Origin of the sequence: Azospirillum sp. HJ39 (genome assembly GCF_041507355.1) — a bacterium.
GTDB lineage: Bacteria > Pseudomonadota > Alphaproteobacteria > Azospirillales > Azospirillaceae > Azospirillum > Azospirillum thiophilum.
The window spans coordinates 890924-905053 of record NZ_CP167905.1 but is presented as its reverse complement, the minus strand read 5'-3'; the positions used below and the strand labels follow the sequence as shown (position 1 = coordinate 905053).

Below are 14130 nucleotides of genomic sequence, written 5' to 3'. Positions count from 1 at the left end.
TTACCCCACGCTGCCTTCCAGGCTGATGCCGACCAGCTTCTGCGCTTCAACCGCGAATTCCATGGGGAGCTCCTTCAGGACCTCCTTGCAGAAGCCGTTGACGATCAGCGACACGGCGTCTTCCTCGGAAATACCGCGCTGGCGGCAGTAGAAGAGCTGGTCTTCGCTGATCTTGGCCGTCGTCGCCTCATGCTCGATGCGGGCGGAGCGGTTGCGGCTCTCGATGTAGGGCACCGTGTGGGCGCCGCATCGGTCGCCGATCAGCAGGCTGTCGCATTGGGTGTGGTTGCGCGCCCCCTCCGCCTTGGGCAGGATCTTCACCAGCCCGCGGTAGGTCTGCTGCGCCCGGCCGGCCGATATGCCCTTCGACACGATGGTCGAGCGGGTGTTCTTGCCGATGTGGATCATCTTGGTGCCGGTATCGGCCTGCTGGAAGTTGTTCGTGATGGCGACCGAATAGAATTCGCCCACCGAATTGTCGCCCTGCAGGATGCAGCTCGGGTACTTCCAGGTGATCGCGGAACCGGTCTCGACCTGCGTCCAGGAGATCTTGGAGTTCCTGCCGCGGCAGGCGCCACGCTTGGTGACGAAGTTGTAGATGCCGCCGACGCCTTCGGCATTGCCGGGGTACCAGTTCTGGACCGTCGAGTATTTGATGGTCGCGTCGTCCATCGCCACCAGCTCGACGACCGCGGCATGCAGCTGGTTCTCGTCGCGCTGGGGCGCGGTGCAGCCTTCCAGATAGCTGACGTAAGCACCCTCGTCGGCGATGATCAGCGTCCGCTCGAACTGGCCGGTGTTGGCCTGGTTGATGCGGAAATAGGTCGACAGCTCCATCGGGCAGCGCACGCCCTTGGGGATGTAGACGAAGCTGCCGTCGGTGAAGACCGCGCAGTTCAGCGTCGCATAATAGTTGTCGGTGTAGGGCACCACCGAACCGAGATACTTCTTCACGAGTTCCGGATGCTTCTGCACCGCCTCGGAGATCGCGCAGAAGATGATGCCCATCTCCTCCAGCTTCGCCTTGAAGGTGGTGGCGACGGACACGCTGTCGAACACGGCGTCGACGGCGATGGCCGGGCTCTTGCCCTCCGATCCCTCGACGCCGGCCAGGATCTCCTGCTCGCGCAGCGGGATGCCCAGCTTCTCATAGGTCTTCAGCAGTTCCGGGTCGACCTCGTCCAGCGACTTCGGGCCGGCCTTCTGCTTCGGCGCGGCATAGTAATGCGCGTCCTGATAGTCGATGGGCGGGAAGCTGACGGCCGCCCATTGCGGCTCCTCCATCGTCTGCCAGACGCGGAAGGCCTTCAGGCGCCAGTCCAGCAGCCATTCCGGCTCGTCCTTCTTCGCGGAGATGAAGCGGACGATGTCCTCGTTCAGACCCTTCGGCGCGACATCGGACTCGATGTCGGTCGTGAAGCCGTACTTGTACTTCTGTTCCGTGACGGCGCGGACCTGCTCGACGGTTTCCGGTTGGGCGGCCATGGCTTTGCCTCGTCCTTCTCAAGAATTCTGGTCGGTGCGCGCCGGTCAGTATGCCGGGCGGGCCGGCTGGGCGGCTGTGGCGGTTGCCTTGGGGGCGGGAGCCGGGAAGGTGATGGGGATCATCATGTCGGCCAGCGTCACCTCTTCCAGCGCGCCGCGGATGGCGCGGTTCACCTTTTCCCAACCGCCGCGCATGGGGCAAAGCTGCTCCACCCCGCATTGGCTGTCGGCACCCTCGACGCAGGCGGTCAGTGCGATCGGGCCGTCCAGCGCCGTGATGATCTCCGCGATGGAGATTGCATCGGATGGCCGGCTGAGCGCATAACCACCGGCAGCGCCGCGTTGCGAGGTGGTGAGCCCCGCCGGGGTCATCGCCTTCATCAGCTTGGCGACCGTCGGGGCGGGAACGCCGGTGCGGTCGGCCAGTTGGGCGACGGTATGGACCGTGCCCACATGGCGCGCCATCTCGCTCAGCACGACGATGGCGTAGTCGGTGAGCTTGCTCAGCCGGATCATGACCGTACCCCGTTTCGCCCCCGGTTTCGAATACAGGACCAATTTAGTCCTGATTGACCGGCGGGGCAAGGGGCGATTGTCGATTGAAAGGCAGGGTTTCTGCCGCGTTTGCGGCTGATCTGCCAATGCGGAATGACAGGGTCGGCTGGAATACCCTTCGGCTCCACTCGGTTATAAGCCGTCACATGTGCTAAGCCAGGAGAGAAACCGGGCGGGAGGCGCCGGGTTGCGGCGATTTGCCGCACTGTAGGCCTCGGAGCGAAGCGTTTCCCCGGACTCGATGCGAAGGTCTTCACCGAAACGCGAAGCTCTCCACCGAAACGGAAAACCCCGCGCCGGAATGGCGCGGGGTCGTCCCGTGGAAGCATGCTGTGCTGAGGGAGCGGGGCGGTGTCAGCCCGGCTTCTTCACCTCTTCGCGCGCGGCGTCGGTCGCTGCCGACACGACGTCGCGGACATCCTCCTTGGCCGACTCGACCACGGTCTGGGCGGCGGCCTGTGCGGCGCGGGTGCCGCGGTCCAGCGCATCCATCGCCAGGGTCTTCGCGCGCTCGGTCGCCTCGTCGGAATAGTCGCCGACCCACCGGTTTTCATAGCGGGTGCTGGGCAATGCCGCGCCGATGGCGGCGCCCAGGGCGACGCCCATGACGCCGGCGACGATCGGGTGGTCCTCCACCATGTCCCAGAAGCCGGACGAAACGTCATGCATCCGGTGGCGCAGATGATCGGCCGACGGAGCCATGGCGGACAGGCGCGACACGCCGCCGGAGTGGGAGCGGCTCCCCTGGGCATGGCTGCCGTGCTGTCCGGCCCCGTTGTCCCGGCCCTGATCCTCGGTCGAGCGGCCGATCATGCCGCCGACGCTGTCGCTGGCCCGGTCATAGGCGTTGCCCACGGTGTCCGACGCCCGGTCATAGACATCGCCGACGGCACCCGACGCCCGGTCGTAGACGTCCCCTGCGGCGTTGCGGACGCTGTCGGTGGCGCTGCCCAGCGACTCGCGGGCATAGTCGACGGCGTCGCTCACGGTGTGGCGGGCCGAGCGGATGGCGCGGGAACGGACGATCCGGCGGTCGTAGCCGGTGCTGGACAGTGCCAGCCACCCAAGGCCGATGCCGACCAGGGCCAGCGGGATCGGGTTGCTGGTGACGGTGTCGAGCATCGAGCCGGATGGTTGGGCTCCCCTGTAGCGACCACCCGTCCGGGCGGAGTCAGGGCGGTCGTTGCGGTACTGCGAGCTGCTGTCCGGCGTCGCCGGCGTATAGGTGTGCTTCATGGTGTGCTCCATCGGAGAATGGGGGGGCCGTCGCGCCAGACCGTCGCGCAGACGCGCGGTGCGGTCGCGCAGCGCCTCTACTGTGCCGCCGAGGCGCGCGCGGCGGGCGCGGATGACGCCCTCCAGGGCGTCGAGATCCTTGGGATGGCGGGTGTCTTCGGTCATCGGCGATCCCTGTCGCGGCGAACTTTGCCGCCGTCGTCTTTCGGCGGGGGCGGGGGCTTAGCGGGCGAGTTGCGCCTTGGCCCAGCGCTTGTCTTCGTCCAGCGTGTTCATGGTGCGGCGCGGACGGAGGTTGGCAGGGCTCAGCCGGTTCTTGCCGACATAGGCCAGGATGCCCCCCACCGCCAGAACCGCCACGCCGACGATCAGCGCGGACAGCCAGGGTGCCAGCACATTGGACAGGCCGAGAACCGCGGAGGCGAGCAGGACCAGGACGCCGGCGAAGGCGACCAGTCCGCCGACGGCGATGAAGGCGACGCCACCGGCGGCCTCGGTGGCCTTGTCGGTGAGTTCGGCCTTCGCCAACGCGATCTCGGATCGGGCGAGGTTGGCGGATTCGCGGGCGAGATCGGCGAACAGGCCGGCGAGCGGCCGGTCCTGCCGCGGATCCCGCGGCTCGTCATGGCGGTTCTCGGCGGCGCTCATGGACGCTGCCCCTGCGGCTTGGAGGTGGAGGAGGTGCCTGCGACACCGGCGATGCCGGCGTTCGCGGAACCGCCGGCGCTGCCGGTCGTGCCCGTGACGCCCGGAACCGTGCTGGTGCCGAGCGCGGTGTCGGCAGACGGCGTGGCGGTGTGGCCGGTGACGGAAGCCGGGGCGGAGGATAGCGGCATGCCGATGCGGCCGGAGGCTGGCTTGGGTTCACCAAGCGGATCGGCGGCCAGGCGGTCCGGCTGGCTGCCGGTGGAGGGAGTGTCGGCGCTGTGGGCAGGAGTGGTGCGGCTGGCCGGCTCCGCGATGCCGCCGGCTATGCCGCGGCTGGGGGTGCGGGCGGGCTCGCGGTTCATGTCGCGGCCGGGACCGCGGGTGCTGGGCACGGCTTGCGACGGGTGGACACCGGAGCGGAGCCCGGTGGACGCGCGGTGCATGCGGCGCTCGCCCGAGCTCTTGATGAAGCGTGCGACCAGGAAGCCGGCGGCGAAGGCGGCGCCGATGAACACTTCCGGCTGACGGCGGGCGAAGCCCTCCACCTCGCCGACGATGTCGTCGACCGTCGCGTCACGCAGCATGTCGGCGACACGCTCGACTCGGCCGGCGGCCTGCTCGGCATAGTCGGCGACCATGCCGCCATTCTCGGCGTTCAACTGCTCTGCGGCCTTGTGCAGGGCGTTGGCGACGCCGCCCAGCTGGTCGGCGGCACGGCCGGTCTGCTGTTCCAGCAGCGACCGGATGCGGCCCTGGGCCTGGTCCAGCGCCTCGCGGCCGTTGTTCACGGCCTCGTCGGCGGCGCGGTTCACCGTCTTCTTCATGTCCTCGACGCCGGCGCGCGCGCCCGGCAGGCCGCCGCCGGTGGAGGTACCGGCGACCGTGCTGGTTGTTGAACTGCCAATGGTCGGGCCGGCCGGGTTCGGTCCGCCGGTTCCGGTCGTATCGCGGTTCGGCATCGTGTCTTTCCTCCTCGGGATTCCGGTATTCCGCGGCTCCGCGCCTGCGGCATCAAACCGTCCGTTGCGGAAGCGGGTGTCGGATAGAGAAACACCAGCCAAGCCCTGGTGTTCCCCGGCTCTGTTGCGCGAAATGGACAGTCGTCGCGAATGTGCTAAACTTTGCCGCGAACATCCGGGTGCGGTCTGGCCGGAGGGTGGCGACATGAGCGTCTTCAACGTGGTGGCCGACGGCCAGTCGGGGCTGTTCCGGTTGCAACAGGCGAAAAAACCGTGGGAGAAGGAGCTCGAGGCGAAGGACGCCCAGGGCCAGCTTGCCCAGAAGGCCGAGCGCGCGCAGGGGCTGACCCGGCCGCTTGCCAAATGGCAGAGCGACAGCGCCAACGCCAGGACGGCGCTGGAGGAGGCCCGGCGCGTCGGCGGGCCCAAGGCCGCCGCCGCCGCCCGGCTTGAACAGGTCGAACGGCGGATCGAAGAGCTGAAGATGGCGATGCGCTTCGCCCACGGCGACCCGCAGAAGCTGGCCTCCCTGGCGCGCGAGGCAGCACTGCTGGCACGCGAGGCCGGGCGCGCGGCCAAGGAATATGGCGCCGGCATCAAGGCGGCGGCCGACCTCGGGCTGCCCGGCGACAGCAGCGCCGCTGCCGGTGGCGGCAGCCTGCTGTCCAGCGAGACGACGATCACGACCCGCACCACGACGCTGACCGTGCAGCAGACCGAGGTGACGCTGACCATCGGCATCTCGACCGGGGAGGGAACGGGGGAGGGGAAGTCGGCTGAAACCTCCGCCGACCTGATGGCTGCGACAGCCGCTGCCGCAGCCGACTCCGCGGCCGGCGAGATGGTCGAGAGTGGGGCTGCTGCCGGGGACGCCGCAGGGGACGCCGCCGGGGACGCCATGTTGCCGGACGACATCGCCAAGCTGGTCGACGATGTCCTGTCGGGGTTGGGCGGCGGCGGATTCACCGGGGGAGGGCAGTCGGCACCGGGCTCGGCATCAGGCACCGGCGGCCGCAGCGCGATGATCCACCAGCTGATGGCCGACAATGCGGTGAAGATGTCGCGCTACCGCGAGGCCGACACCTTCGGCCAGCGGGTGGAAGGCGTGCTGGCCACCTCCAAGCGGATCATCGGCGAGGCCAAGGCCGCCAACATGCTCGACGCGTCCGAACAGCGGCGGCGGGAGCGACGCGAGGGCTTCAAGGCCGACGACAAGATGGTCGAGGCCGCCCAGAAGGAGGTCAACGCCCTGCGCGCGGCGGCCTTCGGCTCCAGCGGCGCGCTGGGGGCTGCCGGGCTGCTGGCCGGAGCGGACGACGACAGCCCGGACGGCCTCGGCACCGACGCGCTCTCGGGCCTGGAGGACATGGCGGGCGGCATGGCCGGACAGCCGGCGGTCCAGCCGTCCGCGGCGGTCGACCTGCTGGCCTGAGGCGGGTCGCGCCTGCTACCAATTCGCCATACGCTGCGGTGCGACATTGTGTTGACCGGTTCGATCGGATGACGCGATAACCGGTGACCAAGACTCCCGGAGAGGAGTCTGCGAACCGAGCGCAAGAGAATGGGACACGCAACGAGATGAGCAACTGGATTCGCCGCGGCGGCCTCGAGATCGCCCAACCCCTCTACGACTTCATCAATGACGAGGCTTTGCCCGGGACCGGTGTCGACGCCGATCGTCTCTGGAGCGGCCTGGACGCGTTGCTGCACGATCTGGCGCCGCGCAACAGGGCGCTGCTGGACAAGCGCGACAGCCTGCAGGCGCAGATCGACGCGTGGCACACCGAGCGCCGCGGCACGCTCTTCGATCGGGCCGAATACGAGTCCTTCCTGCGCGAGATCGGCTATCTCGTGCCGGAGGGCGAGGATTTCAGCGTCGGCACCGGCAATGTCGATCCGGAGATCGCCTATCTCGCCGGGCCGCAGCTGGTGGTGCCGATCACCAACGCCCGCTATGCCCTGAACGCCGCCAATGCGCGCTGGGGCAGCCTGTACGACGCGCTGTACGGCACCGATGCGATCCCCGGCACTCCGGCGGCCGGCGGCTACGATGCCGCGCGCGGCGCGCAGGTGATCGCCTGGGCCCGGAAGTTCCTGGACGACAGCGTTCCGCTGGCCGGCGGCAGCCATGCCGACGCCACCGGCTATGCGGTCGAGGGAGATGCGCTGGCGGTGACGCTGAAGGGCGGCGGCAAGACCGGCCTGCAGGACAAGGCCGCCTTCGTCGGCTGGCAGGGCGATGCCGCGGCCCCGTCGGCGGTGCTGCTGGTCCAGAACGGCACGCATATCGAGATCCGAATCGACCGCGCCAGCGTGATCGGCAAGGACGACCCGGCCGGCGTCGCCGACGTCGTGCTGGAGGCGGCGCTGTCGACCATCCAGGACTGCGAGGATTCCGTCGCCGCCGTGGATGCCGAGGACAAGGTCGGTGCCTACCGCAACTGGCTGGGCCTGATGACGGGCACGCTGGAGGCCAGCTTCCCCAAGGGCGCCAAGACCGTCGTCCGCAAGCTGAACCCCGACCGCACCTACACCACGCCGGCCGGCACGCTGACCCTGCATGGCCGCAGCCTGCTGCTGGTCCGCAACGTCGGCCACCTGATGACCATCGACATGGTCAAGCTGTCCGACGGCAGCGAGGCGCCGGAAGGCATCCTGGACGGCGTCTTCACTTCGCTGATCGCCCTGCATGATCTGAAGGGCAACGGCCCGCTGCGCAACAGCCGCGCCGGCTCGGTCTACATCGTGAAGCCGAAGATGCACGGGCCCGAGGAGGTCGGCTTCACCGACGAGCTGTTCGGCCGCATCGAGGATCTGCTGGGCATGGCCCGCAACACCCTCAAGGTCGGCATCATGGACGAGGAGCGGCGGACCAGCGTCAACCTCAAGGAATGCATCCGCGCCGCCAAGGATCGCGTGGTGTTCATCAACACCGGCTTCCTGGACCGGACCGGCGACGAGATCCACACCTCGATGGAGGCCGGCCCGGTCGTCCGCAAGGCGGCGATGAAGGCCACCAAGTGGATCTCGGCCTATGAGGACAACAATGTCGACGTCGGCCTGCGCGCCGGGCTGAAGGGCCGTGCCCAGATCGGCAAGGGCATGTGGGCGATGCCCGACCTGATGGCCGACATGCTGGTCGCCAAGATCGGCCATCCGAAGGCCGGCGCCAACACCGCCTGGGTTCCGTCGCCGACCGCCGCCACGCTGCACGCAACCCACTATCACGCCGTCAACGTCGCCGAGGTGCAGGACCAGCTGGCCAAGCGTCAAGCCGCTGCCCTGTCCGACATCCTGACCATCCCGCTCGCCGACCGTCCCAACTGGTCGGAGGACGAGATCCGGCAGGAGCTGGAGAACAATGCCCAGGGCATCCTGGGTTACGTCGTGCGCTGGGTCGACCAGGGCGTCGGCTGTTCCAAGGTGCCGGACATCCATGATGTCGGCCTGATGGAGGACCGCGCCACCCTGCGCATCTCCAGCCAGCACATCGCCAACTGGCTGCATCACGGCATCTGCACCGAGGCCCAGGTGATGGAGGTCATGAAGCGCATGGCCGCGGTCGTCGACAAGCAGAATGCCGGCGACCCGCTGTACAAGCCGATGGCCGGCGACTTCGACGGCAGCATCGCCTTCCAGGCGGCCTGCGATCTGGTGTTCAAGGGCCGAGTCCAGCCGAACGGCTACACCGAACCGGTGCTGCATGCCCGTCGCCGTCAGGTGAAGGCGGCGGTCTGAGGGTATTTCAATTGTAAGCGCTTTACCCCCTCCCCCGCTCAGCGGGGGAGGGTCGGGGTGGGGGCAAGCGCCGCGACCACCTACGACGCGGTGCCAATTCCCAAAACCCGCACCGCCACCTGCTTGGTGTAGGGGCTCGCCGCGAAATACTCGTACCGTACGGCGTGCTCGGCAGCGAATTCCTGGAAGGCCCGGTACTCGTCGTCGCGCCAGCTCAGGTTGCCGATATATTCGTCGAACACGATGATGCTTCCCGGCCGGATCCGGTCGGCGAGCGCGGTCAGCACGGTGCGGGCCGAGGCGTAGATGTCACTGTCCACATTGACGAAACGCACCGGCCCCGGATGGGCGGCGAGGAAGGGCGGCAGGCTGTCCTCGAACCATCCCACATGCAGGCGGGCATTGTCGCGCACCGGCGGCAACTGGTTGGCGGTGGTCAGCACGCCGCGCGGAGAATTGACCCAGCCTTCCGGCAGTCCCTCGAAGGAATCGAAGCCGTGGACCTCCTGCCCGGCCGCCTCGGCGATATGGTCGAGCGAGGTGCCGCGGCGCACGCCGAACTCCAGCACCAGACCCGGCGTTTGCGCACAGGCGAGTGCGTGACGCAGGAGCCGTCCACTGCTGCCGAACAGCCGGAAATCGGCGGAGAGCCGCGGCAGCAGGGCCTTCGCCCCGTCCGGCAGCGGCCGGCGCTTCGGGTTGTCGCCGACCTCTGCGGCTTCGACCCCGTCGGCCTCTTCGCCATGGCCGAGCAGCCGCAGGGTGGCGGCGAGATAGCCCCAGTATTTGCCGTTGGCCCCGCCGCAGCGGGTGGCGCGGCGGAGCCGGCGCAGGGCGTCTTCTGGACCGTGATGATGCAGCGCCTGGGCATGGCTGCCGAACCAGGCGGCGGCATGTTCGGGATCGTCGGCCAGCAGCGCATCGAAATGGGCCAGCGCTTCCTTGTCGCACCCCAGATAGGCGGCGGCCGTCGCCGCCTCGAAGCGGATGTCGGTGGAGGGGTCGCCGCCGGCCAGTGCCTCGCGCGCCAGGGAAAGCGCATCGGCATAGCGGGCGTCGCGGCGCAGCGCGCCGGCAAGCGCAGCGATCAGGTCGGGGCGCCCGGGGGCGAGGCGTACCGCACGCTCCAGCCAGCGGACGGCGGGAAGAGGGGCGTTGTCGGCCTGATGGGCCTTGGCGAGTGCCGCCAGCCGCCCGGCTTCGCCGGGGCTGTCCGCCAGCACGCGGCGCAGGCAGGCGATGGCCGCCGGCGGGTCGCGGTGGCCGAGATAGGCCAGTCCGAGCAGATGAAGCCGCTCCATCCCGCCGGGAGCGGTCGCATTGCGCAGCAGGCGCAGGGCGGGGCGGTGGCGGCGCGCGCCGATCAGGGCGCGCGCTTCGTCCAGAACAGGATCGGTGGTCAAAATCACTCGTCGTCAGGGCAGCCGTCGGAAGGTCCACACCGATGCCGGCGGCAGGTTCCGGGCGATCCAGGCCTGGCGCCGCGGCTTGAGCCGCATCCGGCGGATCAGTTCCGGATTCACCGGGGCGAAGGGGCCGTAGGTGAATTGCACGAAAACCCCGTCGGGCGCCAGCACGGAAAAGGCGCCGCGCACGATCCGTGCCTGGACCGACAGCGGCATGGCGATCAGCGGCAGTCCCGATACCACGGCGTCGCAATCCTGCCAGCCATGGGCCTGCACGATCCGGCGCAGCCGGGTCGCATCGCCACGGACCACCGTCGCGTCCGGATGCAGCACCGAAAGATGGTCGGCGAAGGCCGGGTCGAGTTCCACCATCAGCAGATTGTCGGGGGTGACGCCGTGGGCGAGCAGCGCCGTGGTGACCGGCCCGGTCCCAGGTCCCAGTTCCACCACCCGGCGGCCGGGACCGCACTGCGTCGCCTTGGCCATGGCCCGGCACAGTTCGGGGCCGCTCGGGGTGACGGAGGCAACCTTCAGGGGTGAGCGAATCCAGCGCTCGACAAAAAGCTTGCGTTCAGCAAGTGACATCGACCGACCTCCTCACAGATGCCGGATCAATTCCTCGGCTCTGCTTCAACCCCTTTTACTGAGTTGCGTTTCATTGCGCCAGCCGAATGGATTTTGAACGATCGTTTAACAAAACCGTAAAAATAGATGGTATCAGCATTTGTTAACAGTTGATGGATAGGATAATTTGTATGCGACGCAACGTCCGTGCCGCCTGCGGTGGGCAACTTTCCGGCGAGCGGGACCGGGCGATGCGGCGCCAATGAATCCGGATCAACCGGTGCCTTGCTCTTCCGGGAGGGATACAACCTTGAATAGCCTGCTTTTGCGCCACAAGATTCCGGGGGCGGTGGTCGGGTCGGCGGTGCTGACGGCCCTGCTGCTCGGCAGCTTCGCTTATGTCGCGGCAACCGATCGGCTGCGCACCGCGGCCCAGGACAAGCTGGTGGCGCTGGCCGATGCCCGCGCCGCCAGTGTCGCGTCGTATATCGAGGGGCTGGAGGGCGACATCGTCCTGACGGCGAACACACGCTCCATGCGCGATGCCGCGGTGGCGCTGAACAACGGCTGGCGGATCGAGGCCGACCGCGGCGACCCCGGTACCCTGCTGCGCAAGCGCTATGTCGACGACAATCCCAACCCGCCGGCCGAGCGCTACAAGATGGAGAAGCCGGAGGGCAGCACCATGTACGACATGGCGCATCTGCGGCTGCATTCCTGGATGACCGACCTGATGCTGCGCCGCGGGCTGGCCGACGTGCTGCTGGTGTCGCAGGAGGGGCAGGTGGTCTACAGCGCCGCCAAGGGCGGCGATTTCGGCAAGCCGGTCGCCGATGGGCCGCTGGTCGCCCTGATGGATGCGGTGAAGCGCGATCCCAAGTCCGAAGAGGCGCAGAGCGCCGATTTCACCGCCTACACGCCGGCCGGCGGCGTGCCTTCGGCCTTCCTGGCCACCCCGGTGGTGCTGCGGCAACCGGACGGCAACCAGCAGACACTGGCGACGCTGGTGTTCCGCATGGAGTCGAACGGGCTGGACCGCATCATGCGGGCCACCGGCGGCATGGGGGACAGCGGCGACACGTTCCTGCTGGGGCAGGACGGCCGGCTGCGCAGCACGCCGCGCTTCGCCCGGGAAATGGCCGTGCTGAAGCCCTATGACGGCGGAGCCATCGGCGCGATCAAGAGCGATCCCGGCCGGGCCGGGGTGGTCGAGGCGACCGACGTCGGCGGCAACGGCCCGGCCCTGACCGCCTATCGGCCGATGACACATGGCGGCTTCCACTGGCTGGTGCTGGCGGAGGCGGCGGTGGACGAGATCCTCGCGCCGGTCCATTCCATGCGCAACCAGATGATCGGAGCCGGGGCCGCCCTGTTGCTGGTCGTGTGCCTGGGCGGAATCCTGTTCGCCCGCGGCATCACCCGTCCGCTGTCGGCGATGTCGGAGGCGATGCAGCGTCTGGCCCAGGGCGAACGCCGGCTGGATGTGCCGGCGCAGGACCGCCATGACGAGATCGGCCGGATGGCCGGCGCCATGCAGGTGTTCAAGGAGGCGCTGATCAGGGCCGACGAACTCCATGCCGAACAGGAGCGGATCCAGCTGCTGCGCGAGGAGCGCACCCGCCAGCTGGAGCGGGTGACGGACGGCTTCGATGCGCGGGTCGGCGGCATCGTCCGTGCGGTTGCCAATGCCGCCGGCGGGCTGGAGACGACCGCGCGGTCGATGAGCGACGGCGCCGACCGGACATTGCACGAGGCGACCAGCGTCGCTGCGGCGGCCGACCAGACCGCGAGCAACGTCGGCACGGTGGCGTCGGCGGCCAACCAGTTGCGTGCCTCGATCGGCGACATCGGCCGACACATCCAGGAATCGGGCCGCATCACCCAGGCCGCCGTCGGCGCGGCTGCCCAGGCTGGCGAAACCATGCGGGTGGTGGTGGATACCGCCAACCGCATCGGCACCGTCGTGCAGCTGATCCATGACATCGCGGCGCAGACCAACCTGCTGGCGTTGAACGCCACCATCGAGGCGGCGCGGGCGGGCGAGGCGGGCAAGGGCTTTGCCGTCGTCGCCAACGAGGTCAAGCATCTCGCCTCGCAGACCGCAAAGGCCACCGACGAGATCGGCAGCCAGATCGGCACCATGCAGTCGGTGACCGATGGGGCCGCCGCCTCCATCGGGCAGATCGTGACGGTGATCGAGGACATGGGGCGCATCTCAGACATCGTCGCCAACGCCATCGAGGAACAGGGCAATGCCACGATGGACATCGCCGCCAACGCCGATCAGGCCGCCAAGGCGACCCAGTCGGTCACCGCGATCATCGACGGGGTGGCGCGGTCCGCCGACACGACCAAGACGGTGGCGGGAGAGGTTCTGACCTCGTCCCAGGACCTGACGCGGCAGGCCGGGCACCTGCGGGCGGAGATCGAACGCTTCCTGGCCGACATCAAGGCGGCATAAGGGCGGCATAGGAAGGGGCGGGCGCCTGCCATGGTGGAAACGCTGCGTCCTGTTCTCCTTTTCTTCTCACTGCGCCGTTGACAGGGCCGTGACGGACGGGGCACGGTCGCAGGAGCGGAAGGAAGAGTGAACAGGGGACCACGACACGCCATGCCGACGCTCGCACCCGATCATTCGGACCTGTTCGACGATGCGGGCAAGCCGCCCCGTCTGCTGGAACTCGACGTCGCGAGGATCATCCGCAATCCCAACCTGCCGCGGCGTCATTTCGACCCGGACGAGATGCAGGGACTGGCCGATTCGATCGCGCATTACGGGTTGAAGCAGCCGATCCTGGTGCAGGAGACGGTGGGCGGCCACCGTCTGGTCGCCGGTGAACGGCGGCTGCGCGCGCACGAGATGCTCGGGCTGGCGACCGTCTACGCGCTGGTCACCTCCGGCAATCCGGACGAGCTGACGCTGGTGGAGAACGTCCAGCGCGTCGACCTCGACGCGCTGGAGCTGGCGGAGGCGCTGGCCCGGCTGATCGACCGTTTCGGTTACACCCAGGAGCAGCTCGGCCGCATCATCGGCAAGAGCCAGAGCAACATCAGCCACACCTTGCGGCTGAACGCGCTGCCGGAGACGATCAAGCAGGAATACGCCGCCGCGCACCATGACGTCTCGCGCTCCACCCTGATCGAGATCGCCTGGATCAAGGATCTGGAAGAGCAGATGGCGTTGTGGGAGCAGGTGAAGGCGGGCGACGGCACCGTCCAGGCCGCCCGCAGCCGCAAGGACGCCGCCAAGGAGCCGTCGCTGCGCACCATGTCGGCGGTCGGCCGCTTCCTGGATGCGTTGCGCCGCGCCACCGCCCGGCTGGGCGACCCGCGCGAGCACCGTGCCTATGTCGACGACATGCAGCGCCGCGAACTGATCGGGCTGCGCCGCCGCATCGACCTGCTGCTGGGCGACGATCCAATGGTGGATTGAACGGGGTGGGTCGAAGGAGAACGGTCGGGGACGACCGCCCCTTTTGCGCAGCGGGCCAACGGACAATGGTTCAGGATGCCAGGATGGCGGCACCCTTGGCGCCCCT

The 14130-nt window shown here is 68.5% G+C and carries 11 protein-coding genes; 4 read left to right on the top strand and 7 right to left on the bottom strand.

Annotation, left to right across the window (positions count from 1 at the left end; translation table 11 throughout):
* The 5 genes from sufB to ABMY26_RS04505 form a co-directional block, all read right to left on the bottom strand.
* A complete protein-coding gene (sufB, locus tag ABMY26_RS04525; protein ID WP_045583246.1) occupies positions 1 to 1485 on the bottom strand; it encodes a Fe-S cluster assembly protein SufB in 1485 nt (494 codons plus the stop codon).
* Between the two features lie 45 nt (positions 1486 to 1530).
* Positions 1531 to 2001 carry an SUF system Fe-S cluster assembly regulator gene (locus tag ABMY26_RS04520; protein ID WP_045583245.1) on the bottom strand — a complete coding sequence of 157 codons (471 nt, stop codon included), beginning with the start codon at positions 1999 to 2001 and terminating at the stop codon, positions 1531 to 1533.
* A 393-nt stretch (positions 2002 to 2394) separates the two neighbouring features.
* Positions 2395 to 3441 carry a hypothetical protein gene (locus ABMY26_RS04515; protein ID WP_372394298.1) on the bottom strand — a complete coding sequence of 349 codons (1047 nt, stop codon included), beginning with the start codon at positions 3439 to 3441 and terminating at the stop codon, positions 2395 to 2397.
* A 57-nt stretch (positions 3442 to 3498) separates the two neighbouring features.
* Positions 3499 to 3924, bottom strand: a complete 426-nt coding sequence (locus tag ABMY26_RS04510; protein ID WP_372394297.1) for a phage holin family protein — start codon at positions 3922 to 3924, stop codon at positions 3499 to 3501.
* Positions 3921 to 4883, bottom strand: a complete 963-nt coding sequence (locus tag ABMY26_RS04505; RefSeq protein WP_372394296.1) for a hypothetical protein — start codon at positions 4881 to 4883, stop codon at positions 3921 to 3923. The genes ABMY26_RS04510 and ABMY26_RS04505 overlap by 4 nt, the downstream gene beginning before the upstream one ends.
* Before the next feature lie 205 nt (positions 4884 to 5088).
* Here ABMY26_RS04505 and ABMY26_RS04500 point away from each other — a divergent pair, with 205 nt between their 5' ends.
* Together ABMY26_RS04500 and ABMY26_RS04495 are read left to right on the top strand one after the other, a co-directional pair.
* The gene (locus ABMY26_RS04500) at positions 5089 to 6315 is read left to right on the top strand and encodes a hypothetical protein (protein WP_372394295.1); all 1227 of its coding nucleotides are present in this window, start codon (positions 5089 to 5091) and stop codon (positions 6313 to 6315) included.
* A gap of 146 nt (positions 6316 to 6461) precedes the next feature.
* Positions 6462 to 8621 (top strand): malate synthase G, encoded by a 2160-nt coding sequence (locus ABMY26_RS04495; RefSeq protein WP_372394294.1) that lies wholly within the window; start codon positions 6462 to 6464, stop codon positions 8619 to 8621.
* Positions 8622 to 8701: 80 nt separating this feature from the next.
* On the opposite strand, the gene ABMY26_RS04490 is transcribed toward ABMY26_RS04495, so the two are convergent.
* A complete protein-coding gene (locus ABMY26_RS04490; RefSeq protein ID WP_372394293.1) occupies positions 8702 to 10030 on the bottom strand; it encodes a class I SAM-dependent methyltransferase in 1329 nt (442 codons plus the stop codon).
* 6 nt (positions 10031 to 10036) lie between these two features.
* Positions 10037 to 10612 (bottom strand): class I SAM-dependent methyltransferase, encoded by a 576-nt coding sequence (locus ABMY26_RS04485; RefSeq protein ID WP_372394292.1) that lies wholly within the window; start codon positions 10610 to 10612, stop codon positions 10037 to 10039.
* Positions 10613 to 10901: 289 nt separating this feature from the next.
* On the opposite strand from ABMY26_RS04485, the gene ABMY26_RS04480 reads away from it, so the two are divergent.
* On the top strand, positions 10902 to 13052 hold the full coding sequence (locus ABMY26_RS04480) for a methyl-accepting chemotaxis protein (protein ID WP_372394291.1): 2151 nt from the start codon (positions 10902 to 10904) through the stop codon (positions 13050 to 13052).
* A gap of 150 nt (positions 13053 to 13202) precedes the next feature.
* Complete coding sequence (locus ABMY26_RS04475; RefSeq protein WP_372394290.1) at positions 13203 to 14024, top strand: ParB/RepB/Spo0J family partition protein; 822 nt, start codon at positions 13203 to 13205, stop codon at positions 14022 to 14024.
* Positions 14025 to 14130: the final 106 nt, after the last annotated feature.